This is a genomic window from Vibrio sp. OPT20, assembly GCF_963889365.1.
Classification (GTDB): domain Bacteria; phylum Pseudomonadota; class Gammaproteobacteria; order Enterobacterales; family Vibrionaceae; genus Vibrio; species Vibrio splendidus.
This window is the reverse complement of the sequence record NZ_CAWPOA010000104.1, coordinates 1-24,990: the sequence shown is the minus strand read 5'-3', so window position 1 is coordinate 24,990 and position 24,990 is coordinate 1. Positions and strand designations below refer to the sequence as shown.

Annotated in this window: 23 protein-coding genes; 12 read left to right on the top strand and 11 right to left on the bottom strand. The window is 45.6% G+C overall.

The features are described from left to right. The first annotated feature begins 92 nt into the window (after nt 1–92). Together AACR09_RS21830 and tsrA are read left to right on the top strand one after the other, a co-directional pair. Nucleotides 93–1,292 (top strand): multidrug effflux MFS transporter, encoded by a 1,200-nt coding sequence (locus tag AACR09_RS21830; protein ID WP_029222012.1) that lies wholly within the window; start codon nt 93–95, stop codon nt 1,290–1,292. A gap of 102 nt (nt 1,293–1,394) precedes the next feature. After that, on the top strand, nt 1,395–1,676 hold the full coding sequence (tsrA, locus tag AACR09_RS21825; RefSeq protein WP_004736654.1) for an H-NS-like global regulator TsrA: 282 nt from the start codon (nt 1,395–1,397) through the stop codon (nt 1,674–1,676). Nucleotides 1,677–1,762: 86 nt separating this feature from the next. On the opposite strand, the gene AACR09_RS21820 is transcribed toward tsrA, so the two are convergent. From AACR09_RS21820 to AACR09_RS21805, 4 genes are all read right to left on the bottom strand, one after another. Further along, nucleotides 1,763–2,221, bottom strand: coding sequence for a DoxX family protein (locus AACR09_RS21820; protein ID WP_017085662.1), 459 nt, complete (start codon nt 2,219–2,221; stop codon nt 1,763–1,765). Between the two features lies 1 nt (nt 2,222). Beyond that, nucleotides 2,223–2,990, bottom strand: coding sequence for an HvfC/BufC N-terminal domain-containing protein (locus AACR09_RS21815; protein WP_193834511.1), 768 nt, complete (start codon nt 2,988–2,990; stop codon nt 2,223–2,225). After that, on the bottom strand, nt 2,987–3,847 hold the full coding sequence (gene bufB, locus AACR09_RS21810; RefSeq protein ID WP_193834509.1) for an MNIO family bufferin maturase: 861 nt from the start codon (nt 3,845–3,847) through the stop codon (nt 2,987–2,989). Before bufB ends, AACR09_RS21815 begins: the two co-directional genes overlap by 4 nt. A 64-nt stretch (nt 3,848–3,911) precedes the next feature. Next, nucleotides 3,912–4,172, bottom strand: coding sequence for a BufA1 family periplasmic bufferin-type metallophore (locus AACR09_RS21805; RefSeq protein ID WP_016783738.1), 261 nt, complete (start codon nt 4,170–4,172; stop codon nt 3,912–3,914). A 264-nt stretch (nt 4,173–4,436) separates the two neighbouring features. On the opposite strand from AACR09_RS21805, the gene uvrD reads away from it, so the two are divergent. After that, nucleotides 4,437–6,611, top strand: a complete 2,175-nt coding sequence (gene uvrD, locus AACR09_RS21800; RefSeq protein ID WP_017077758.1) for a DNA helicase II — start codon at nt 4,437–4,439, stop codon at nt 6,609–6,611. A 131-nt stretch (nt 6,612–6,742) separates the two neighbouring features. Here uvrD and tpx read toward each other — a convergent pair whose 3' ends face one another. From tpx to rarD, 5 genes are all read right to left on the bottom strand, one after another. Continuing rightward, a complete protein-coding gene (tpx, locus tag AACR09_RS21795) occupies nt 6,743–7,240 on the bottom strand; it encodes a thiol peroxidase (protein ID WP_050635162.1) in 498 nt (165 codons plus the stop codon). Nucleotides 7,241–8,024: 784 nt separating this feature from the next. Further along, complete coding sequence (ggt, locus tag AACR09_RS21790) at nt 8,025–9,782, bottom strand: gamma-glutamyltransferase (protein ID WP_017093287.1); 1,758 nt, start codon at nt 9,780–9,782, stop codon at nt 8,025–8,027. A 91-nt stretch (nt 9,783–9,873) separates the two neighbouring features. Next, nucleotides 9,874–10,536, bottom strand: coding sequence for a LysE family translocator (locus AACR09_RS21785; RefSeq protein WP_054548411.1), 663 nt, complete (start codon nt 10,534–10,536; stop codon nt 9,874–9,876). 99 nt (nt 10,537–10,635) lie between these two features. Next, nucleotides 10,636–11,430, bottom strand: coding sequence for a helix-turn-helix transcriptional regulator (locus tag AACR09_RS21780; protein ID WP_017081539.1), 795 nt, complete (start codon nt 11,428–11,430; stop codon nt 10,636–10,638). A gap of 86 nt (nt 11,431–11,516) precedes the next feature. Then, nucleotides 11,517–12,425, bottom strand: coding sequence for an EamA family transporter RarD (gene rarD / locus AACR09_RS21775; RefSeq protein WP_009848190.1), 909 nt, complete (start codon nt 12,423–12,425; stop codon nt 11,517–11,519). Nucleotides 12,426–12,604: 179 nt separating this feature from the next. Between rarD and recQ the strand changes: the two genes are divergently transcribed. The 3 genes from recQ to AACR09_RS21760 all read left to right on the top strand — a co-directional run bounded on the left by recQ (nt 12,605) and on the right by AACR09_RS21760 (nt 15,816). Beyond that, nucleotides 12,605–14,443: an ATP-dependent DNA helicase RecQ gene (recQ, locus tag AACR09_RS21770; RefSeq protein ID WP_004736641.1), complete on the top strand. Its 1,839-nt coding sequence runs from the start codon at nt 12,605–12,607 to the stop codon at nt 14,441–14,443. A gap of 72 nt (nt 14,444–14,515) precedes the next feature. Further along, complete coding sequence (locus AACR09_RS21765) at nt 14,516–14,827, top strand: DUF3630 family protein (RefSeq protein WP_009848192.1); 312 nt, start codon at nt 14,516–14,518, stop codon at nt 14,825–14,827. Between the two features lie 317 nt (nt 14,828–15,144). Continuing rightward, entirely contained in the window at nt 15,145–15,816 is a 672-nt protein-coding gene (locus AACR09_RS21760) for a 7-cyano-7-deazaguanine/7-aminomethyl-7-deazaguanine transporter (RefSeq protein WP_004736638.1), read from the top strand. A gap of 101 nt (nt 15,817–15,917) precedes the next feature. On the opposite strand, the gene gppA is transcribed toward AACR09_RS21760, so the two are convergent. Together gppA and rhlB are read right to left on the bottom strand one after the other, a co-directional pair. Further along, the gene (gene gppA, locus AACR09_RS21755; RefSeq protein ID WP_017081537.1) at nt 15,918–17,411 is read right to left on the bottom strand and encodes a guanosine-5'-triphosphate,3'-diphosphate diphosphatase; all 1,494 of its coding nucleotides are present in this window, start codon (nt 17,409–17,411) and stop codon (nt 15,918–15,920) included. Nucleotides 17,412–17,417: 6 nt separating this feature from the next. Further along, complete coding sequence (rhlB, locus tag AACR09_RS21750) at nt 17,418–18,728, bottom strand: ATP-dependent RNA helicase RhlB (protein WP_004736636.1); 1,311 nt, start codon at nt 18,726–18,728, stop codon at nt 17,418–17,420. A 111-nt stretch (nt 18,729–18,839) separates the two neighbouring features. On the opposite strand from rhlB, the gene trxA reads away from it, so the two are divergent. The 6 genes from trxA (at nt 18,840) to fre (ending at nt 24,672) form a co-directional block, all read left to right on the top strand. Continuing rightward, entirely contained in the window at nt 18,840–19,166 is a 327-nt protein-coding gene (gene trxA, locus AACR09_RS21745) for a thioredoxin TrxA (protein WP_004736635.1), read from the top strand. A 200-nt stretch (nt 19,167–19,366) separates the two neighbouring features. Then, on the top strand, nt 19,367–20,626 hold the full coding sequence (gene rho / locus AACR09_RS21740; RefSeq protein ID WP_029222011.1) for a transcription termination factor Rho: 1,260 nt from the start codon (nt 19,367–19,369) through the stop codon (nt 20,624–20,626). Between the two features lie 110 nt (nt 20,627–20,736). Then, the gene (locus AACR09_RS21735) at nt 20,737–21,732 is read left to right on the top strand and encodes a hypothetical protein (RefSeq protein ID WP_004736631.1); all 996 of its coding nucleotides are present in this window, start codon (nt 20,737–20,739) and stop codon (nt 21,730–21,732) included. 98 nt (nt 21,733–21,830) lie between these two features. Then, nucleotides 21,831–23,672 carry a 4-hydroxy-3-polyprenylbenzoate decarboxylase gene (ubiD, locus tag AACR09_RS21730; protein WP_065606628.1) on the top strand — a complete coding sequence of 614 codons (1,842 nt, stop codon included), beginning with the start codon at nt 21,831–21,833 and terminating at the stop codon, nt 23,670–23,672. Continuing rightward, entirely contained in the window at nt 23,669–23,938 is a 270-nt protein-coding gene (locus AACR09_RS21725; protein ID WP_017081534.1) for a 2Fe-2S iron-sulfur cluster-binding protein, read from the top strand. The genes ubiD and AACR09_RS21725 overlap by 4 nt, the downstream gene beginning before the upstream one ends. Nucleotides 23,939–23,958: 20 nt before the next feature. Further along, complete coding sequence (gene fre, locus AACR09_RS21720) at nt 23,959–24,672, top strand: NAD(P)H-flavin reductase (protein WP_004736628.1); 714 nt, start codon at nt 23,959–23,961, stop codon at nt 24,670–24,672. The last annotated feature ends 318 nt before the right edge of the window (nt 24,673–24,990 follow it).

Sequence of the window (24,990 nt, the reverse complement as noted above, 5' to 3'; positions counted from 1 at the left end):
CTATTTGGAATAATGCTAATGAGTATATGCCATTTTTGTTCATATCTTTAGTTGGTTATTATGCACCTAAATTAACTCATTCGGAGAATCTTGTGCCTTCTAACGCGCTTCCAACCCCTAGTAAACTGCAGGTTGCTTTATTGGCAATGCTGGTTCTATTTAGCCCTCTGGCTATAGATATTTATCTTCCAGCTCTGCCACAAATTTCAACAGCGTTTCACGTGGAACACGCACTAGCACAAGATACGATTACTTGGTTTTTATTCGCCATGGGTGTCGGGCAATTATTTGCAGGCCCTTTGGCTGATAAGTTAGGACGTCGAACCGTTGCATTGGGAGGTGTTAGTATCTATGCATTGAGTGCTTGCTTGGCGTGGGCAGCTCAATCGATTGATATGATGCTAATAGCTCGGCTGCTACAAGGCTTAGGAGCTTGTGCGACTTCTGTAGCAGCCTTTGCGACGGTTCGCGATCTATTTGGCCCTGAGAAGAGTGGCCGTATGATCAGTTACCTCAATGGTGCCATTTGCTTTATTCCTGCACTAGCACCGATTCTGGGTGCTTGGTTAACTCAACAGTTTGGCTGGCGCTCGAACTTTAGCTTTATGGCTGTGTTCGCTGTCGTGGTTGGCACCATTTTGTTTTTCCAAATGAAAGAGTCTAATCCGGCGACAGAAAAGGTCGCGGTGTTCAAACTTGAGCGTTACTGGTCGGTATTGAAAACACCATCATTCATCTTCCATGCAACCTTATGCTTGATGGCGATGGCGGTCATTCTTGCTTACGTTACCTCTGCACCTGTTGTGCTGATGGAAAACCTAGGTTTGACGATGAATGAGTTTACGTTCTGGTTTGGCATCAACGCGGTTATCAACATCACGGCTGCATTCACTGCGCCGAAGTTCATGGATCGTTTTGGTACTTACAAAGCATTGGTTGTCGGTATTTCAACGCTTGGTTTAGCGGGCGTGGTTATGTTGGTGCTTGCTGAGCATGCTAGCGCGATCGCATTCATGCTGCCGATTTTCCTATCTTCAGTTGGCTTCGCTTGGATTCTTGGTGCTGCAGCCGGTAAGGCACTTGAACCTTTTGGTGACCGTGCGGGTACCGCAGCTGCGTTGCTTGGCTTGTTCCAAATGAGCGGTTCTGGACTGCTTGTTGGTACGATGCAACGTCTTGATTTAACGTCTCAAGTGATGATTGCGCTGCAAATGTTCCTTATTGTTCCTGCATTGTTAGTGCTTGCGAGCAAAGCGGGTAAGTCATGGCACACGACGTTTGCTAAGGCATAAGTCTCAAGGGTGACAAAATATACAAATGGCGGTTTGCGAAACGTTAAAACATGGTATATTTGTCACTCATTGAAACGTTAGTCCCCAACGGAAAATACTGTAATGTCATTAACAACCTACGAAATGGCGCGCATCTTAGAACAAATGGAAGATGCACCTGAAAAGGTCATGTTTGGTAAATTGCTTAAAGAGCTAGGAAACCAAAGTGAAGAGCGTATTCGCAGTGCGGCAAAACAAGTTCCAATTGATACTTTGCGAGATATCATTTACCAATTTCAACGCGTGGTTGAATCTCGTAAAGGTGAACAAGTTCAGCTACTAGCAAAAGAGCTAGCCGAGCAAGGTATCTCTGCTGAAGAGTTACAAGCTTTTCTAAACAAGTAGTTTATTCCAGATAAAAAGAAACCACTCAATTGAGTGGTTTTTTGCGTTTTGGACCTATGTAAATTTAGAGGCTATGGAAAAGAGCTTTAGCTTTTGAACTGCGCTTTTAAGATTCTATCCAATGAAAATGGTCCAGCTCCCCATACCACGACGATAAGAATCATTAATCCCCAAAGCTGATGATCATAGAAGCCTTGTGCCCACAATACAGGGTATGACACGACGGCCATGATATTGAAAACGAACAGCACTGCAGCCATTGGTCGGGTTAACAAGCCAAGCGCTAAGAATACCGGTAGAATCAATTCAGCTGCGGTACCCATGTAAGCGGCCAATTCCCAAGGCAAAAGAGGCACTTGGTATTCCAATTCAAACAAGTAAAGGGTGCTATCCCAAGTGGCTATCTTGGTGAGTCCTGAATTAAAGAAGACCCATGCCACCCATAGGCGACAAAACAGAAGTAGTACGGGAACAAAAAGTGCCTGTGATTTCTCAATCAAACTGTCGTATTGAGCCATCATGTTCGTGACTGTGTTGTTATCCATATTATGTCTCCAATTCGGCATTGATTGAAAAGCCTGAGATGACGTTCAGTGTCATGACAGTATTCAGATGTTGTAGTAGTAAAGGGTCTATCGCTGAGAGCGTTTGACCCGATTGCAATTCGGTTAATAGTTGGTGGCTTTCTTGCGTCAAACGATGGCTCTCAATCTGTGAATTTTCCGCTCGGATTAACACCCCAAATTCAGGTTGGTTGATGTCTAACCCATCGAGTTGTTGCTGATAGATAGCCTGCTCAAGCGCGATAATCGTATAGCTAGAATTAATTAGCGTTATTGAATCTTTGAGGTGAAAGACTAAAGCGCCTTGTTGTTCTTGCGGTACATCAGCTAAACGAGAAAGAGGACGTTGGTCGACATGTGATTCTGAAACGCATCTCACCAAGCTATCTTTTTGCCATTCATACAAAGCTACTTCAGCGAGATAAGGTGCAGCCTCGATAACAGCAGGAAAGGCTTGGATAGTTTGTTCAAAGTGTTCACCGTAACCACTGACATCACCAGAGGTTGATGGATAACTTAAGACATGTTGACGAGCCATTTGTTGGAAGCACTCTTCACCAACCAGCATTTCAGTGAGTGGGTAGGTTGCTGCCAGTACTTCGCTCAAGCTAATCACAAAGTTGTTGCGGTAAATCTGGATGCGTTGCTCATCAGTAAAATGGTCGCTCACTATGTCGCAGTGCTCACCATTGTTTTGATAGCGTAGGGCGTTAGCAAACTCCGATTGCACATTAGCTAAAGAGTGGCTCATGATGCGCGACTCCTTTGGTTGAACTTGTCGTGTTGATACAAAATATCACTGGCTTTGGCCGCTTCAGCCAATAAAATTTGTGGCTCTGGGATATCTAAATCCCACTCTATCAAGGTATGGCGCGAACCATGTTGTTCTATCCATTGCGTGTAGAGTTGCCACACTTCGTCACAGACAGGCTTGCTGTGGGTGTCTATCCAGATCTCACCTTGTTCGAGTTTCTTTTTGGTAAAACCTGCCAAGTGAATCTCTTCCACTTTGTCTGCTGGTATTCCATTGAGATACTCTTCACAGCTGAAACCGTGATTAAAAGATGAGACAAAAATATTATTGAAATCGAGTAGTAGGCGACATTCGGTACGCTTTTGTACCTCGGCTAAAAATTCCCACTCTGGGATGGTTGAATGTTTGAAGGCAAGGTAGCTCGATGGATTTTCAATCAGCATAGGGCGTTGCAGGCCGTCTTGAACCTCGATGACATTGCGGCAGAAGACTTCTAACGCCTCTTCGGTATAAGGCAGCGGTAACAAGTCATTGAAGTAGTGACCGCCGGTCTGACTCCAGCTGAGATGATCAGAAACCAAGAAGGGCTCGATATCATCAATCAGGTCTTTTAACTGCATCAGATGATGTTGATTGATGCGCTCAACAGAACCTAGCGACAATCCAACGCCGTGACAACTTATGTTGTGGGCGTGACGAATTTCTCTCAGTTGTTGACGTTGCGGTGATTTCGCTAAAAAGTAGTTCTCGCTGTGCACCTCTAACCAACTCACTAAAGCTGGGTTTTGGCTAAAGAAGTCCAAGTGCGGTGTTCTAAGGCCAACCCCTGTATTGGGATGAAGAGTGTCAGTCACAACGGTTCTCCTAATTGGAAGTGGAGGTGAGCCGAATTTCAGCTCACCATACTTAGCAGCTCAATTATGATGATTGAGTGTCACCACCTGATAATTTGCCACACAGCCCTTTAGGTACGACTACGAATGCATCGGATTGGTTGTCTTCTTTGGCTGTACCCGCACATGAACTTGTTTTGGTTGCACAATCATTTTGGCCAGCTTTTGCAACGCCGTAGCATTTCTCTTTTGCTGCTGCTTCCGCAGGTGCTGATGTAAGAACTGCACCGCCGAACGCTAGTACACTTGTGATTGCAGCTGTAACAGCAAGATTAGAATTTTTCATAGTCATTCCCTCTAGGACTTAATAGTATTTTTATATCGCAGGTTAATAAGTTGTTAACTTGCTTACTAAAAAGGATAGGAAGAACTCGGAAATAATTTCACTGCATTATAAAAAATATCAATATTAATGATGTGTTAGCTATTAAGTTGCTGATTATATGATGTTATTTTTTGATTATTTTTTCTTCTTATTATCCTAAACGCAGCCTAGTGTTTAGGTTATAATCAGCTTTTATGTATAAATACCCAGTAGTGAGCATATCCAATGATAGATCCTTCGCTTTTACTCGATGGCCTAAACGATAAACAACGTGAGGCGGTCGCAGCACCTTTAGAAAACCTACTTATTCTGGCAGGTGCTGGCAGTGGTAAAACGCGAGTGTTGGTGCATCGCATCGCTTGGCTGCAAAGCGTAGAGCAAGCATCGCCGTTCTCTATCATGTCGGTTACCTTCACCAACAAAGCGGCAGCAGAGATGCGTGGTCGTATTGAAGAGTTGATGATGGGTAGCTCGTCGGGTATGTGGAACGGTACCTTCCACGGTATTTGTCACCGCATCCTTCGTGCTCACTACCTCGATGCAAAACTGCCAGAAGATTTCCAGATCATTGATTCAGATGATCAGATTCGTTTGCTACGTCGTTTAATCAAGGCGCAAAACCTTGATGAAAAGCAGTGGCCTGCTAAGCAAGCTTCTTGGTGGATCAATGGCAAGAAAGACGAGGGATTACGCCCAAATCACATCGACGCCTACCATGATCCAATAACTCAAACGTGGTTAAAAATTTACTCTGCTTACCAAGAAGCATGTGATCGTGCTGGCTTGGTCGACTTTGCGGAAATCTTGTTGAGATCGCATGAACTATTACGCGATAAGAAGCACATCCGAGAGCACTACCAAGCTCGCTTCAAGCACATTCTTGTCGACGAATTTCAAGATACCAACAACATCCAGTACGCTTGGCTGCGCATGATGGCTGGCCCGGATTGTCGCGTGATGATCGTAGGCGATGATGACCAATCTATTTATGGTTGGCGTGGTGCTAAAATTGAAAATATTCAGAAGTTCTTGGATGAATTCCCAGGTGCTTCAACGGTTCGACTCGAACAAAACTATCGTTCAACCAAAACCATTCTTCAGGCGTCGAATGAGCTTATCTCGAACAACACTGAGCGTATGGGTAAAGAGCTGTGGACTGATGGCAACGATGGCGAGCCAATCTCAGTTTACTCAGCTTATAACGAGTTAGATGAAGCGCGTTTCACTGTTAGCAAAATCAAAGAGTGGCAAGAGAAAGGCGGTGCGCTAGAAGATACCGCGATGCTGTATCGTAATAACGCCCAATCTCGTGTGCTTGAAGAAGCTTTGATTCAAGGTGGTCTGCCTTACCGAATCTATGGCGGCATGCGATTCTTCGAGCGTCAGGAAATCAGAGATGCCTTGAGCTACCTGCGCCTCATGAGCAATCGCAGCAATGACGCGGCGTTCGAACGTGTCGTCAATACGCCAACGCGTGGCTTGGGCGATAAAACGTTAGAAACGATTCGTCTTGCGGCGCGTGACCGTGGTGCAACCATGTGGCAAGCCAGTATTGCTCTGATAGAAGAGCAAGTGCTTCCAGGCCGTGCTGCGGGTGCATTGAGCCGCTTTATCGAGCTTATCAATGCGCTTGAAGATGACACGATAGAACTGAGGCTTCATGAGCAAACCGACCACGTGATCAAATCGTCGGGCTTGTTTGCGATGTACGAGCAAGAGAAAGGCGAGAAATCGAAGGCTCGAATTGAGAACTTGGAAGAATTGGTAACGGCAACGCGTCAGTTTGAAAAACCAGAAGAAGCCGATGAAATGAGCATGCTAACGGCATTCTTGACTCATGCGGCTTTGGAAGCGGGTGAAGGTCAGGCTGATGAGTTTGACGATGCGGTTCAGCTCATGACCCTGCACAGTGCCAAAGGCCTAGAGTTCCCAATGGTATTCATGGTGGGCGTGGAAGAAGGTATGTTCCCAAGCCAGATGTCAGCAGAAGAAGCAGGGCGCTTAGAAGAAGAGCGTCGCCTGTGTTACGTAGGCATGACGCGTGCGATGGAGAAGCTTTACATCACTTACGCAGAGATGCGTCGCTTGTACGGGCAAGACAAGTACCACAAACCGTCACGCTTTATTCGTGAACTACCAGAAACCTGTCTGGATGAGGTTCGTATGAAAGCGCAAGTGAGCCGTCCTGCTAGCAGTGGCCGCTTTAGCCAAACCGCCGTGAAAGAGAACTTTAACGAAACAGGATTTAGTTTGGGTTCTCGCGTTAAGCACCCTAAGTTTGGTGAAGGCACCATCATCAACTTCGAGGGAAGTGGCCCGCAGAGCCGAGTTCAAGTCGCGTTTAACGGTGAAGGCATCAAGTGGTTAGTAACGGCTTATGCTCGTTTAGAACAGTTGTAATCTGCTACTTCAGCATTGAAAAGTAATCCGTATAAAAACAGAAAGAGCAGCCAATGGCTGCTCTTTTTATTGCTCGGAACCAGTCTAAATAGGCTGAACGAGCTTAAGGCATTCCTGCCTAGAAAGGATACTTACAGTGCTGCAAGTGCCGCTTCGTAGTTTGGTTCTTCAGTGATCTCAGCAACCAACTCGCTGTGTGTTACCACACCTTTTTCATCAACAACGACAACCGCACGTGTTGTTAGGCCTGATAGTGGGCCTTCAGCGATCGCTACGCCGTAATCTGATGCAAACGCAGGAGAACGGAAAGTTGAAGCGTGTTGAACGCCTTCAATACCTTCAAGTTCGCAGAAGCGACCCGCAGCAAATGGAAGGTCAGCAGAAATACAAACAACAACCGTGTTTTCAAGTTCTGCTGCTTTTGCGTTGAACGTACGTACGCTCGTTGCACAAGTTGCTGTGTCGATGCTTGGGAAGATGTTTAGAACCACTTTCTTGCCTTCAAGAGAAGCAAGAGTCAGTTCAGAAAGGTCGCCTGCAGTCAGTGCAAAGCTTGGTGCTTGTTCGCCAGTTTGTGGGAATGTGCCTGTTAGTGGTACAGCAGCGCCTTTGAAGGTAACGTGTGACATGAATTTGTCCTTAGTTTAATTATGGTTATGAAACTAGTTGAGCCTAGTAAGACTTACGTTACTCGGAAGTGGTTAAGAAGTGAATGCTTTAAATGTCAGAATTGTAATTAAAGGTCTTTGATTTATTTGTTTGAGAGAAGAATAAGTGAAACGACAGATAAAGAAAAACCCCGAGAGCTTGCGCTCATCGGGGTCTATAGTCTTACTCGCAGCAATCCGGCTACTAAGTGTGCTCCATGCATCAAATCCATGATAGTGTGCTGTTATCCTTCAGCGTATTCCTTTCGTCACCTTCCTAGCGGTGTCCTTGATCTTATCCTGATCTGCCAACAATCCTCGTTAGCGCGCGTCACTTGTTCCTTGAGCGGTGTCCTTTACATCATCCTGATGTTCAGTCCTTTCCTCGTCCAGAGGTGTCCATTGTCTTTCCTTAGTAGCAACCATCCTAGTTACTATTGCGTCCATTCAATGTCCATTTCGCTATCCATGCCGATTATTCATCCTGAGTAATCGAATCTTCATCCTGAAGATAACCAAGTCCTTGGCGTTTCCTGTTCCGTGTCAGCATCCTTCCGACACCATTCATATTACCGATTCCTTATTTATCAGCAATGGTGCATAAGCGAATTTCTATATAATTATTTGAATGATAAATGTACGTATCGTTTTATTTCAATTGGTTACGATATCTAGGTGACTAATTTCGTCATCAAATATCGATATTTACTCACTGCCTTGTGAGAGATCTCGCACAAGGCAGCGAGTAAAAAGGGAGGATTATTCCCTACTGACCAATGGCTGCACCTTCACGACGAGGGTCTGCAGCGCCTTCTAAACCATCTTTTGTGATGCGAATCGCGTGTAAACCAGAGTTAAGATCGCGAACGTTGACCTCAAATCCCATCTTTTCTAGCTCAGGTTTGAAGTTTTCCGCTGATGTTCCTTTTTCCAAATCTAAGGTACCGAAGCGGTTTAGGAAGTGTGGTTGATTGATGGCTTGCTGAATATCCATGTCCCATTGGGTATGAGCAATGATCGCTTGTGCCACATAACCTATGATACGGCTGCCTCCCGGAGAGCCAATTGCCATGTAAGGTTTATCGTCTTGCATGATGATGGTCGGTGCCATTGAAGAGCGCGGACGCTTACCCGGTTCAAGTCGGTTGGCGATAGGCTTACCATCGTTATGGGTCTTGAATGAGAAATCCGTCAGTTCGTTGTTGAGTAGGAAGCCTCTTACCATCAAGCGTGAGCCAAAGGCATTCTCAATGGTGGTGGTCATCGACACGACATTGCCATCGCTATCGACAATATTGAAGTGGCTGGTGGACGGTAATTCAATAGAAACATCTTGGCTTCTCTGCATCGCGTGATCCCACGGCGGTGTGCCTGAAGATGCGCTTTCCAATGCCTTACCTGCGGTAATTAACTGAGCGCGTTCCTGCAAATAGTCAGTATTCACTAACCCTTGGGTAGGCATTGGCACATAATCTTGATCCGCCATGTACATACCACGGTCTGCAAAGGCTAGGCGAGAAGCATCTGCTAACACTTGCCAAGATTTCGCGTCGTTTGGTCCCCATGATTTAAGATCAAACTGCTCGGTCATCGCTAAGATCTGCCCAACCGTTAATGCACCTGAACTTGGTGGACCCATTCCGCACACTTGGTAGCTTTCATAAGCAGAACAAACCGGCTCGCGCTGCTTAATAGAATAAGCGTCGAAGTCTTTCTGTGCTAATACGCCCGGGTTACCTTTCGCTGCTTGTACTGTGTTAATGATGTCGGCAGAGATCGCACCTTGGTAAAAGGCCTTAGCACCGTTCTTAGAAATAGCGTTTAACGTTGCCGCGTACTCTGGGTTCTTAAGTTGCGTGCCAGCTGTTTTCGGGCTGCCATCGGCATTGAAGAAGTAGGCTTTGGTAGTGGCAAAGCGGCTTAGTCGCTCTTGGTCATTCTCAATCAAGGTAGCTAAACGTGGGCTGATAGTGAAACCTTCTTCAGCCAGTTGAGCAATAGGCTTAATCAGTGATGCCCACTCTAATTTGCCGTATTTCTGGTGAGTGTCCCACAGCAATTGCACCGTACCTGGTGTCGCAACGGAGCGACCGCCAACAACGGCATCATAGAATTTAAGCGGTTGGCCGTTTTCGTCTTGGAATAGACGTGGTGTGGCATCAAGTGGTGCAGTTTCACGGCCATCGTAGGTTTTGAGTTGCTTGTCCTTGCCATCAAAATAAACAAGGAACGCGCCGCCACCAATACCTGAAGACTGAGGTTCCACTAAGCCAAGCATAAGCTGCACAGCAACCATGGCGTCTATCGCGTTACCACCACGAGCAAGTACATCAGCACCGGCTTGTGTGGCAAGAGGGTTGGCCGCGGTGACCATCCAATCGTTGGCTTTAATGAGCTGTTTGGTTTCTAAACCACTACTTTGTTCGGGTGCGACGGAATCGGCAGCTTGATTTGCCCAACTGACGTGAGAGGCAAAAAGTAGGGTAGAAGTGGCGAGGGTTGTTAGTTTTGTTTTCCACTGCATGATCTTCTCCTTTTAATATGTAGAGCTAGATTGGCAGTGGAAAGATGAGATAGCCAGAGTGTTGTTAACGAATTGTAATCTTGATTCGAATTTAAGCGATTAAACCGGACAGCGACTGCCAAAGAATACTCACGCCAATAAGGCTGAATACCACGCCACATAAGCCATCGATGTATACCGTTGCTTCGCTGAGTTTCTTTTGCAATGCCTTAGTCGAAAGCATCCACGCCAGTAGTGAGAACCAAAACAGAGACAGACCAAATAGGATGATAAGCGCAAAGCCTTTACCTGACAGAGACATGTCGGCAGGCACTAGGCTCGACATCAAGCTGATAAAGAACACCAAAGCCTTTGGGTTGAGAATATTGGTCGCAAACCCTTTCGAAAATGCCTGACGTTTATTGGTCAGAATCAGATCGTTGGAATTGACGATATCGGCATCATCATCGTGGTTCTGAATGATTTGCCAGGTTGCTTTAAGTGCACCGTAGCCTAAGTACAGCAAGTAGCTACCGCCGGCTAGTTGGATAATGGCAAATAATGTGGGTTGTTGGTGGACTAGGTAACTGATTCCCGTCAGGCTCAGCAATGAGTGCAGCAAGATCCCGCAAGATAAACCAAGCGCAATGTACAAGCCTGTCTGGCGTCCGTGACGCGTCGCATTTTGCACGACTAACGCAAAATCAGGGCCGGGGCTCATCAAAGCGATGAAGTGGATAGAGGCTAGGGTGATCAGTATGGTGACTTCGTTCATCGTCAGTTCTCAATAACGTTGCCGCTATTTTTAAATAAGTAATCGTATTGAGCGTAGCTTACCGTGATTTGAAATCGAGCAATTGTAAATTATCAACACTTAGTTGATTTGTGAGGGTGGTACGCCGAACGTGGTTTTGAAAGCCTTAGAGAAGTGTGCTTGATCATAGAAGCCTACTTGATGCGCGACCTTGGTACCACATATCCCAGACTTAATCAGACGCATGCTCTGTTCCATACGTAAACGGCTCAGCCATGCATAAGGCGTAATGCCCATTCTGTTTTTAAAATGGCGTTGGAATTGAGTCGTGGTTAGACCACACAACTCAGACAATTGTTCTAATCGCACTGGTTGATCCAAGTTCGCCATCAAGTAGTCTTTTAGCGTATCAATCGATTGATTACCCAGTTTGATGTCACTCTTCGATCCAAATTTCGCATAACGATCGACAATCGTCGAGAACCCTTCGAAAGGTAAGCAATCTTGAGCGAGCTGGCTGATGTTTTGATGGATTAATAGGCCGTGTAAGTTGCGCAATTGTGAAAATGCAGCTTGATCGGAGAGGATCAACTCAGAAAAGCCTAATGTGTGACCATTTTGCTTGGGATCGGCAAGATCTTGAAACCATTGGGGAGAAACTGCAAACACACTGACTTGATAACCCGAATCGAGTTTGGAGTGCCCATCATGCAGCTCATCGGGTGGCATGATAACAACTTGGCCAGCACCAACATTATGGCTCGTCCCTTTATAGACGAATTTCTGTTGTCCTTGGGTAATTAAACCAATGTGAAAGTCCAAATGATAGTGGCGCTGGAAAGCAAACTCTTGGTATTGAGCTTGGATCAGGCTGATATCTTCTGTTGGGGTAGAGTAATAGTGGACTTTATCCATGGTACAAAAAAGCTTGGTCAAATAGTCATCAATTCAACCAAGCTTATCTTCGTATTAAGGGATTGTCTTGTAAAAAACGATCAGTGTTACTGCTTAGCGCGTTTGTTCTTTCTGTTGTTACGCAGACCGTCAAAGCTGAATATCACCAACGCTCCCCAAATAAAGGCGAAGGTAATCGCTTTGTCACTGGTAAACGCTTCGCCATAAATCAGCACCGCTAACAAGAACATTAAGCTTGGTCCAATGTACTGGAAGAAGCCGAGGGTCGATAGCTTCAAGCGTGTTGCAGCGCCAGTAAAGCACAGCAGTGGAATGGTGGTAATAACACCAGCCGCAACCAATAATAGATTGAGTTGCATCGGGTTCATTGAGAAGTCCGAGGTTGGGCTATCAGCAATAAACAGTAGGTAGGTTGCTGCGAGAGGCAACATAACCAGAGTCTCAATGAACAAACCGGTTTGCGCTTCTAAGCTCACCTTTTTACGCAGTAAGCCATAAAAACCGAAGCTAAAGGCTAGGGCAATGGCGACGATCGGCACTGAACCGAAGGCAATTAATTGGATTAATACGCCAATCGCAGCAAGAGCCACTGCAAACCATTGCAGCTTACGTAAGCGTTCGCCGAGGAAGAGCATCCCGAGCAACACGTTAATCAGTGGGTTGATGTAATACCCCAAGCTGGCATCAAGCATGTGATTGGAATTCACCGCCCAAATAAAAATAAGCCAGTTAGCGCCCACCAAAATAGACGTCGCCACCAAATAGAGCATTTTTGGTTTCGAGGTCAGGGTGTCGCGGACTTTACGCCAGCTGCGGCCAATGTGCAGTAAGAAAGCGAGTAGGAAAAAGGACCATACTACACGGTGGCTAAGGATCTCTAACGGGGAAACGTCACTTAAAGATTTGAAATATATAGGGGCGATCCCCCACATGGTGTAGGCGCCGACGGCAAGCAAAACTCCCTGGCGCGTACGTTGTTGTTCTTCCTGTGTCATGCATCTTTCTCTAGCACTGAGTGCTTATTAATAAGATTTATAAGAGAGTTGGTCAGTATAGGAGCGATAACCCTTTTCACCTAACAATTTGCGGTTTAATTCGCCAGCGTTCCCCTCTACAATGTGCGACTTGCTTGCCGAAGATGCTTGCTGATTTCATACCTCGATTAGGAACCATAATGACCGCCACTCTGATTGCTGAGCAAATACCAACTCCCGCGAATGATGCGCAAACCATCTTGCAAGATGTGTTCGGCTATCAAAGCTTTCGCGATGGTCAGCAAGAGGTCATTGATTTGGCCGTTGAGGGCAAAGACAGCTTGGTGATTATGCCAACCGGTGGCGGTAAATCTCTGTGTTACCAAATCCCGGCTTTAGTTCGTGAAGGGCTGACTCTGGTTATCTCACCGCTGATTTCGTTGATGAAAGACCAGGTTGATCAGCTGAAAGCTAACGGCGTCGCGGCAGAGTGCATTAACTCGTCAATGCCGCGTGAGAATCTGATCTCGGTCTTTAATCGTATGAATTCAGGTCAGTTGAAAATGGTGTATGTCTCGCCAGAGCGTGTGTTGATGCGTGACTTTATCGAGCGTCTACAAGGCTTACCGCTTTCGATGATTGCGGTCGATGAAGCGCACTGTATCTCTCAGTGGGGACACGATTTCCGACCTGAATATGCTTCGCTAGGCCAGCTTAAACAGTATTTTCCGCATGTGCCTTATATGGCGCTAACGGCAACCGCTGATGATGCGACGCGCAAAGATATTATCTCTCGTTTGCAGTTGGTGGATCCGCATACGCATTTAGGTAGCTTCGATCGCCCTAATATTCGTTACAACTTGGTTGAGAAGCATAAGCCCGTGTCACAGGTGGTTCGCTACCTAGAAACACAGAAAGGCAATTGCGGCATCATCTACTGTGGTAGCCGCAAGAAAGTGGAGATGGTGACCGAGAAGCTGTGCAATAACGGTATTCGCGCTGCGGGTTACCATGCTGGCATGGATACCGACGAACGTGCTTACGTTCAAGAAGCTTTCCAGCGTGATGATATTCAGATCGTGGTAGCGACTGTGGCGTTTGGTATGGGCATCAATAAACCCAACGTGCGCTTTGTGGTGCACTTTGATATTCCACGCAATATCGAATCTTACTATCAAGAGACTGGCCGTGCGGGTCGTGATGGCTTACCTGCTGAAGCGATGATGCTGTTTGACCCGGCTGATATGGGTTGGCTGCGTCGCATGCTGGATGAGAAAGAAGAAGGCCCACAGAAACAAGTTGAGATGCACAAGCTGAACGCGATGAGTGCCTTTGCCGAAGCGCAAACCTGTCGTCGTCAGGTTCTATTGAACTATTTTGGCGAATATCGCGAGAAGCAATGTGGCAACTGCGATATCTGCCTCGATCCACCTAAGCATTTTGATGCGACTAAAGAAGCGCAGAAGGCATTGTCTTGTGTGTACCGTGTCAATCAGTCGTTTGGTATGGGCTACGTGGTCGAAGTGATGCGTGGTATGCAGAATATTCGTGTCCGTGATAATGGCCACGATAAACTGTCTACCTACGGTATTGGCCGTGACCATAGCCACGATTACTGGATCAGTATCTTCCGTCAGCTGATTCACAAGGGCTTGTTGTTCCAGAACATCACTCGTAACTCGACGTTACAGTTAACCGAAGAAGCACGTCCGTTACTGCGTGGTGAGATGTCTTTGGAGTTGGCTGTACCTCGTTTAGATACCGCGGTGCGTAATGCGAAGTCCGATAAACTGAGCAGTAAGAACTACGATAAGAAGCTGTTTGCGAAACTGCGAAAGCTGCGTAAGTCGATTGCAGATGAAGATGGCTTACCACCTTATGTGGTATTCAGTGACGCGACGCTGATTGATATGGCTGAAATCCTACCCACATCTTATGGCGAGATGCTGGCAGTGAATGGTGTCGGTCAACGCAAACTCGATAAGTACGCTGATCCATTCTTAGATTTGATTCAAGAACACATCACTACACACGGCTAATTGCTAGTTTTCAGAAGTGTTTAGCTTATAAAAACGATTAGCTCATAGAAAAAGAATAAGGTTGATAGGGACATGACAACACCAACAGAATTTGGCTTAAGAGAGTATTTGGCTGAGGAAGGACGTTTATTGATTACGTCTCCAAGTTTTGATTTTGATTCTTACGAAGTGTTAGGTGAAAAGCTGGTGGCGTTACTGTCAGCGTCTGTTGTTGAAAAACAATGGGACGCCGATATGCACTCTTGGTTGATTGATTTTGAAGATTGTCGAATGTTTTTAAAGTCTGAGCATTACAGCGAATCAATTTGGTTTGAGTCGTTAAACGCTGAAGAAAGCCGAGAAGAGTTCGATTATCTCGCGACGCTTTTCAAGCGCGGCTTCTAACTTTTAGCGCGGCTTCTAACTTTTAGCACGGCTTCTAACTTCAAGCATGGTTTCTAACGTTTAGCATAGCTTCTAAAAACATCGCTTTAAAAAACAGAGCTTCTAACGTCATTCATCAATAAAAGTGAGGATAAACGTTTGCGTTTGTTCTCACCATTGCAGCCAATATTGATTAATGTATAATCGCCCGCCGCTCAATAGAGCAAATTATAGAAACATTTTTAATTCACATTATTGGTAAGAGCTTTCTTGGATTATTCGAAGAAATGACTCGATTTGGGTTCCCTCACCCCCAAACCAAACTAAAAAGGTACAGCATGAGTAACTTTACCCCTGCGCAACAGCGCAAAGCCCTAGCACTATTAGTTTTGTTCCATTTGGTGATTATTGCGTCAAGCAACTATTTGGTTCAGCTACCTTTTACCGTCTTCGGTATGCACACCACTTGGGGTGCTTTCACTTTCCCGTTTATCTTCCTAGCGACCGATCTCACAGTACGCATTTTTGGCGCGCAGCTTGCTCGTAAAATCATTTTCTTAGTGATGTTGCCTGCACTGGCCGTTTCTTATTTATTGTCTGTGGTGTTCTTTGAAGGTTCATTCCAAGGCTTTAGCCAACTAGGCGAGTTCAACCTGTTTGTTGCACGCATCGCAGCGGCAAGCTTCATGGCTTATTTGCTCGGTCAGATCTTGGATGTGCATGTGTTCAACCGCTTACGCCAAATGAAGCAATGGTGGGTTGCGCCAACGTGTTCGACACTTTTTGGTAATGCCATTGATACCATCGCGTTCTTTGCGATTGCCTTCTACCAAAGCCCAGATCCATTCATGGCTGAGCACTGGACTGAAATTGCGTTGGTTGATTACGGATTCAAACTCATCATTAGCTTAGGTTTGTTCGTGCCTATGTACGGTGTGCTTCTTAATTACGTGGTTAAGAAGTTAACCGCAGTGAACCCTGATTTTAAAGCGACAGGTGTTAACGCTTAAGTTTGAGATTTGTAACACAAAGCATTAATGCAGCGATAAGAAAAAGCCCAAGTTAGTCTACTAACTTGGGCTTTTTTAATTTCTAGCGTCAGATACTAATATCAGAGGCATTCAATATTCAATGGCCAGCCAATATCGGTTTGTCTATTCGACTCGATCTCTAGCTCAGCAGCGGTCAGCGGGTTGTCTGCTAGCCATTGCTTAGAAAGCGTTAAGGTCAGGTTGTTACCATCGGTTGCAAGCTTAAACTCAGGCTCTAGCGCTGGATTGCGACGGTGGGTCAGCAAAATAGCTAAACGCAGAATTCGTAAAATACGCTTGCTACTGGTGCCTGAGATAGCGTGTTGCTCTGGTAATGAGGTTAACTGTTCACGGTAGCGACGAGTTAACTCACCCAAGTAGTGCTTTTGCGCTCGAGTAAAGCCAGGTAGGTCTAAGTTCTGCAGCAGGTAAGCGCTGTGCTCGCCGCCTTTTTTGAAATCGATGGTTAAACCAATCTCATGAAGCTTAGCTGCGGTTTGCAATAGCACGCCAGCTTGAGGTTCTGAAACCCACTCTTCGGCGCCCGCTTGCTCTAACAGAGTTTGTGCGACGACAGCAACTTGTTCACCGTAGCTTACGTCCATTTGGTAACGTGATTGCACGCTCTTGATGGTACGTGCACGAATATCTTCTTGGCGAAGTTCATCCACCATCTCGTAGGCTAGGCCTTCACGGAGTGCGCCGCCTGCGAGTGTCATTGAATCTATTTCAAGTAGCTCAAAAATAGCGATAAGAATAGAAAGGCCACTTGGGAACACTAATGCACGCTCTAGGGTCAATCCTTCTATTTCTAGCTCTTCCAAGCGCTCGGTAATCATGGCTTGTTTCTGTAAACGCTTAAGCTTGGCATGAGTAATGACTTCATCCATGCCTTGCGCCAACATGATTTCTTGCAGTGCTTGAACGGTACCACTGGCACCAACACACACATCCCATCCGATATCAGTGTAGCTATCTAGGATAGGAGCCAACGTAGACTTAGCCGCTTCAATGGCATTGTTAAAGTTGGTTGCGGTTAATTGGCGATCTTTAAAGTGACGCTCAAGCCAGGTAACACAGCCCATCTTCAGGCTAGTTAGAGCTTTCGCTGAGAAGCCTTCACCTATGATCATTTCGGTGCTTGCGCCACCAATATCAACGACCAGTCGGCGGCCGCTGCCACCAGAAGTGTGTGCTACGCCTTTATAGATAGTCGCAGCTTCTTCTTCACCAGAGATAACATTGATGTCGTAACCAAGGATCTGGTTCGCTTTCTCTAGAAATATATCCACATTGATAGCGGTACGTAGGGTCGCTGTACCCACAATGCGGATATTTTCTTTCGGAATATCTTGCAGTCGCTCTGCAAAGAGACTCAAACAGTCCCAACCGCGCTGCATAGCTTCTGTACTAAGCGCATTATTTTCATTTAAGCCTGCTGCTAAACGTACTTTACGCTTAATCTTAGCCATGGTTTGTACGCTGCCATCGATGTGACGCACAACGAGCATATGAAAACTGTTCGACCCGAGGTCGATTGCAGCATAAAGCGGGGGTGACACTGTTTGACTCATAAGCGACTAAGCTTCCTTGTTATGACGCGGTTGGCGTGGGCGACGGTTCTGGTTTGGTTTACGGTTACCGTTGCGTGGGCCATTGTTGTTTGAGCGGCGTTGTTGCGGGTTACGTGTACGTAAGCGCATTGGTGCTGGCAGATCTTCTAGTAGTGCAGAAGCATCGTAGTCAGACATTGGGATAGCATGCTCAATGTATTCTTCGATTGGTGGCAAGTTGATTGCGTAATCTTCACAAGCAAAGCTGATCGAGTGACCGCTTTCACCAGCACGACCTGTACGGCCGATACGGTGAACGTAATCTTCACAATCATCAGGTAGGTCGAAGTTGAATACGTGTGTTACTTGAGGAATGTGTAGGCCACGAGCTGCAACATCAGTTGCGACAAGAAGGTCAACATCACCTTTGGTGAACTGCTCAAGAATTTTTTCACGTTTCTTCTGAGGAACATCGCCAGTTAGCAGGCCTACACGGTGACCATCGGCAGCCAAGTGGCCCCAAACTGATTCACATTTGTGCTTCGTGTTAGCGAAGATGATTGCGCGATCTGGCCATTCTTCTTCGATTAACGTTTGTAGAAGAGCCATCTTATGTTCGTTAGAAGGGTAGAACAGCTCTTCTTGAATGCGGTGACCTGTTTTACGCTCAGGCTCAACAACCACGTGCTCTGGGTTGTGCATGTGCTCGAACGCTAGCTCTTGTACGCGGTAAGACAGCGTCGCAGAGAACAGCATGTTCAGGCGATCTTTTGGCTCAGGCATACGGCGGAACAAGAAGCGAATGTCTTTAATAAAGCCCAGATCAAACATACGATCGGCTTCATCAAGCACAACAGCTTGAATGTGGTTAAGGTTAAATACCTTTTGCTTGTAGAAATCGATGATACGGCCAGTAGTACCAATTAAGATATCTGCGCCTTCTTCGATTTTACCTAGCTGCTTGTCGTAGCTTTCGCCACCGTAAGCGAGTGCTGCTTTGATACCCGTGCTTTCAACCAGAGAGTCAGCATCGTTGTAGATCTGAATCGCGAGTTCACGCGTTGGTGCCATAATAATTGCACGTGGCTGGTTAGGCTTACGCCCTTCATGCTCAGGTGTTTTTAGCAGGTGGTTAAAAGTAGCAGTTAGAAACGCAAGCGTTTTACCAGTACCCGTTTGGGCCTGGCCTGCAATGTCTTGGCCGGTGAGCAGTACCGGGAGCGCCAAGGCTTGGATAGGGGTACAATAATCGAACCCTTTTTTCTCCAATCCTTCAATGACTTGAGGAAGTAAATCCAAGTCGGCGAACTTTTGCTCTGTGATATGCGTCTTTTTCATTGCTATAGAATATCAGCTTAAGCTTGCAATACGAAAGTAAATACATTCCAATAGGGCATCTATTTACTGGTTATCATCCAACCAGTTCTAAAAAATACATTGGAGTGGAAGATGAGTGATAAGATTTTGCAGCTAACTGATGACGGTTTTGATAACGATGTAATCAATGCTGCAGGCCCTGTTCTTGTTGATTTTTGGGCAGAATGGTGTGGTCCATGTAAAATGATTGCGCCGATTCTTGATGAAATCGCAAACGAGTACGAAGGCAAGCTCACAATCGGTAAATTAAATATCGACCAAAATGCTGGAACTCCACCAAAATTTGGTATTCGTGGCATTCCAACGCTGCTTCTTTTCAAAGATGGCGGCGTAGCAGCAACTAAAGTTGGTGCATTGTCTAAAACTCAACTTAAAGAGTTCCTAGACGCTAACCTTTAATTAGGTGAGCCTTTGAAAAGAAACCGCGCAGTTAACAAATGCGCGGTTTTGTTTTTTCTAAGCTATGGACTAGTCTTAGTTTTAGTGCTAATTTATCGCACGTTAATTGAACGAATTTCTCTTCTTGGTCGATCCTGTGACCAACTCCTTCTTAACTTAAGAAAACAGATCCTATTTTGACTAAACAAACTTCCACCACTATGAATCTTACTGAACTGAAGAACAGACCTGTGTCTGAACTTGTTAAACTTAGCGAAAGCCTAGGTCTTGAAAATCAAGCTCGCCTAAGAAAACAAGACATTATCTTCTCCATCCTTAAAGCGCATGCAAAAAGTGGTGAAGACATCTTTGGTGATGGTGTTCTAGAAATTCTTCAAGACGGTTTTGGTTTCCTGCGTAGCGGCGACAGTTCGTACCTTGCTGGGCCAGATGATATTTACGTATCACCAAGCCAGATTCGTCGTTTTAACCTTCGCACCGGTGACTCGATTGGCGGTAAAATCCGTCCACCTAAAGATGGCGAACGTTACTTTGCACTGCTTAAAGTAAACACGGTTAACTACGACAAGCCAGACAACGCTCGTAACAAAATCCTTTTTGAAAACCTGACTCCTCTTCACGCCAACGAACGTATGGTGATGGAAGCGGGTAATGGTGCGACTGAAGATATCACAGCTCGAATTCTTGACCTTGCTTCACCTATAGGTAAAGGCCAGCGTGGTCTGATTGTTGCTCCGCCTAAAGCAGGTAAAACAATGCTTCTGCAAAATATTGCACAAAGCATTGCACGCAACCATCCTGAGTGTGAACTAATGGTTCTACTTATCGATGAGCGTCCAGAAGAAGTAACAGAAATGCAGCGCCTAGTTAAAGGCGAAGTAATCGCATCGACTTTCGATGAGCCAGCATCTCGCCACGTGCAAGTTGCAGAGATGGTAATCGAGAAGGCGAAGCGTCTTGTTGAACACAAGAAAGATGTGGTTATCCTACTGGACTCAATTACTCGTCTAGCTCGTGCTTACAACACTGTTATTCCTTCATCAGGTAAAGTTCTTACTGGTGGTGTTGATGCGAATGCTCTACATCGTCCAAAGCGTTTCTTCGGTGCGGCACGTAACGTAGAAGAAGGCGGTAGCTTAACTATCATCGCAACAGCACTGGTTGATACTGGTTCTAAGATGGATGAAGTAATCTACGAAGAATTCAAAGGTACAGGTAACATGGAACTGCACCTTAACCGTAAGATTGCTGAAAAGCGCGTATTCCCAGCGATTGATTTCAACCGCTCTGGTACTCGTCGTGAAGAGCTTCTTACTAAGAGCGATGAACTACAGAAGATGTGGATCCTGCGTAAGATTGTTCACCCTATGGGCGAAACTGATGCAATGGAATTCCTTATCGATAAGTTAGCAATGACTAAAACGAACGATGAGTTCTTTGACGCAATGCGTCGTCAGTAGTCTTGATTAGCTGATAGTTATTAAAAAGCGCTGCCTTCGGGTGGCGCTTTTTATTTGCATTTTATAGCGACAGCTTGCAGAATGAGCAAAAGTGTTAAAAGGAAGTTAAAATGCAACATGGACTGTTGTCATCATTACTCCTGTCTACTTCACTGTTACTTTCCCCGGTCGGTATGAGCTATGCCACCGAGATGTCTCCAATTACAGTAGAGTCTTGGCTTGAGAATGATCAAGTAAAACTGAAAACTGCTGAATTACTCGAATTTGTCGTACGTGACGAAGTTAATTCGCTGCGCTTCGCGCTTGAGCGTCTGACATTTCCCCAACAAGAAGTGGCTCGTTACCAACTCTTGAAGAAGCTCGAACAGCAAAAAATTGTCCTCACCCCCAAGATGTCTATCTTCATTGAGCAGCAACTCGCTATCACGCCAACTTACCAAGTTTTAGAGCGTGGAGATGGTTATGAGTTTACGGTACCTGCCTTTAATTACCCTTCGATTGCCAACCGGCTCATCAAACAGTGGCGCCAAGACCAGAAGACGCTGGTGTTTGTGTTAGATGCAGAGAAACAAGAACTCGACCTAAAAGAGTGGTTATCTGGATCTGAGCATCAAGTTCAAACACGAGAAGCATTGTTAATCAGAGAGCTAGACAGTTTGTCTCCTGAAGCGGTTGATTATCTGACTAAGCAACTCACGGCCTCCTCGATTGTTAGCTGGCTACCTTCTACTGAGGTGGTGGTTCGATTAGCGCAAGTGAGCGAAGACCCAGAGGTCTACAAGATTCTATGGCGAATGAAGGCCGATTATCATAGCCAAGCTGAGCTAGTCCGCCTTGCTGAAACCAAACAAGCGTTCGCACTTGAACAAGTAATGGCTGCGACTAAGAACCCTCGTTTGAAAGATGAAGCGATTACTTTGCTTACCAAGGTTAACCCGCTATCAGAAGAGGTGAAGGAGTTTCTTGTCTCTAGGATGGCGATTGCCGATGAAGCGCCATTAGTCGCCCGTGAATTAGCCAAACAAGGTCATACGCGATGGTTGCAAGATCTTGTAAATGATAACCCTCAGGTGAAGAGCTCTTTGATCGAGCAAGCATTACCGTAAAGTGGATTTTGTCTCTCAATAACCACACTAAAAAGGGGGATCTCAGCGTCACCCTTTTTGATATACTGAGCGCAGAATAATCAGCATGTAGAAGTCCTATGAGTTTTAAAGATTTACGTGATTTTATCGACCATCTTGAAAGTATTGGTCAGTTGAAACGCATTTCTCACCCAGTCGATCCAGACTATGAAATGACCGAGATTAGCGACCGTACTCTACGTGCTGGTGGCCCGGCTCTTTTATTTGAAAATCCAATAGGCTATGACATGCCTGTTTTAACCAATCTATTTGGTACACCTAATCGTGTGGCTATTGGTATGGGTCGTCAGGAAGTGAAAGAACTGCGTGAAGTGGGTAAGTTGTTAGCTTACCTAAAGGAACCTGAGCCACCAAAAGGCTTTAAAGATGCTCTTGATAAACTGCCGGTGTTTAAGCAGGTCTTAAATATGCCAGCTAAACGTCTTCGTAAAGCGGCATGCCAACAAGTGATATGGCAGGGTGATGACGTCGACCTAGATAAAATCCCCGTGATGAGCTGTTGGGCCGACGATGTCGCGCCATTGCTAACATGGGGATTAACGGTTACTCGCGGTCCTAATAAGAAACGCCAAAACTTAGGCATCTATCGCCAGCAAAAAATCGGCAAGAATAAAGTCATTATGCGTTGGTTAGCCCACCGTGGTGGAGCGCTTGATCTGCGTGATTGGATGGAAACTAACCCAGGCAAACCATTCCCAGTCTCTGTAGCGTTTGGAGCAGATCCAGCCACCATTCTTGGTGCGGTTACGCCAGTGCCGGATACTTTATCGGAATACGCATTTGCAGGTTTACTACGTGGTAGTAAAACTGAGGTTGTTAAATCAATCAGCAATGATTTAGACGTTCCTGCAAGTGCGGAAATCGTGATGGAAGGTTACATCGACCCGAATGAGTTCGCGGACGAAGGGCCTTACGGAGATCATACTGGTTACTACAACGAGAAAGAAAAGCACCATGTGTTCACTGTTACTCATGTAACCATGCGCGAAAACCCTATCTATCACAGCACCTATACTGGCCGTCCACCTGATGAGCCTGCGGTATTGGGTGTTGCGTTAAATGAAGTGTTTGTTCCTATTCTTCAAAAGCAGTTCCCAGAGATTGAAGATTTCTATCTACCGCCTGAAGGTTGTTCATACCGAATGGCAGTAGTAACCATGAAGAAGCAATACCCAGGTCACGCTAAGCGAGTGATGATGGGGGTATGGTCTTTCTTACGCCAATTCATGTACACCAAGTTTGTATTGGTGTGCGATGAAGATGTGAATGCACGAGACTGGTCTCAAGTGACCGCTGCTATGTGTGAACATATGGATCCGTCACGCGATAGCTTGATGATAGAGCACACGCCAATCGATTCATTGGATTTTGCATCACCTGTGGTTGGGTTAGGCTCTAAGATGGGCTTAGACATCACTAAGAAGTGGGATGCCGAGTTAGCACTATCGCCAGATATCGAATCAGCACCTGTAAATAGTGAACATATAGAGGGCAGCTTAGCTGAGTTAACCAAGACTCAACCTGAAATTATTGATATTCACCTGCAAAACGACAATGCCAGCATGGTTGTGGTGTCTATTGATAAGCAAGCTGCCGGTAATGGTAAGAAAATCATGGAAGCGGTTTGGTCTCAATTTGATGAGAACAAGTTTGTTATCGTGTGTGATGGCGATGTCAACGTGAGTGATTGGAATGACATTATTTGGGCGGTGACCACAAGAATGGATCCGGCTAGAGATACGTTGTTCCTACAGAATGAAACAGGACACTCAAAAATGGGTCTAGATGCGACCAATAAGTGGGAAGGCGAATGCCTGCGTGAGTGGGGTGTTCCAATCACAAAAGATCCTGATGTCGTTAAAAAGATTGATAGCATCTGGGAACAGCTAGGAATTTCATGAGCTACCAAGTAGTCTTATACCCAGAAAACATCAGTTTTACCGTAGAAAAAGGGCAAACGGTCTTGGATGCTGCGCTCAACAGCGATATCTATTTCCCAAACCGTTGCCAAGTCGGCGCATGCGCGATGTGTATGTGCAGAAAATTAGAAGGGCAAGTGAGTTACCATCTTGAACCCATGCTCACAGAGAAAGAGCAGCAACAAGGCTGGATTTTTGCTTGCCAAGCATTTGCAGAAAGTAATTTAGTTCTAACCTTTGCCGATTAAGGGTTAGTAAGAGGAAGAACATGACTATTAAATGTAAAGTGAAGTCTATCGAGCCTTTGGCTTGTAATACTTACCAAATCCTGCTTCACCCAGAAACACCGGTCGCTTTTAAAGCGGGCCAATATCTGATGGTTGAAATGGGCGAGAAAGATAAGCGTCCATTTTCGATTGCAAGCAGCCCTTGTCGCCATGAAGGCGAGCTTGAGTTACACATTGGTGCAGCTGAGCACAATGCTTACGCTTCAGAAGTCGTTGAGGCAATGAAGAAAGCGCAAGCTGAAGATGGCGATATAGCTATTGATGCTCCGCACGGTGATGCGTGGGTTAAAGAAGAAAGCGATCGTCCTCTGTTACTAATTGCTGGTGGTACTGGCTTTAGCTACGTGCGCTCTATTCTCGATCACTGCATCGCGCAGAACAGTAAAAAAGAGATTCATCTATACTGGGGTGCAAAAGATGAGTGTCAGCTGTATGCGAAAGAAGAGCTTGTCGACATTGCAGCAAAACACAGCAATGTGCATTTTGTACCAGTAGTAGAAGAAGCACCTGAAGTTTGGAACGGTCAAACGGGTAATGTATTAGAAGCAATCACGCAAAGTTTCGAATCATTAGCTGATTTCGATATCTACATTGCGGGTCGTTTCGAAATGGCAGGCGCTGCAAGAGACATGTTTACTCAGAATAAAGAAGCAAAGCGTGACCATATGTACGCAGATGCTTACGCATTTATCTAAGAATTCTTTTGGATTTTGAGCGAAAAGAGAGCAGAAATGTTCTCTTTTTTCTGTTTAGGTGAACTATTAGGCAGTTAACCCCTATTTATTCATTTTTTATGAAAAAGTAGTTGCTAAGCTGAGTGGGTTCCCTATAATGCGACACCACTGAGACGGCAGACGCCACAAGGCTTCAGCAACAATCAGTCAGACGGAAAGCGACAAAAAATTAATTTTCAAAAAGTGTTTGACACTGAGAATTAAAACGCTAGAATGGCCGTCCACTTCGAGAGGCTCCTTACTTAAAAGGAACGCTCAACAAGTGAAGCTCTTTAACAA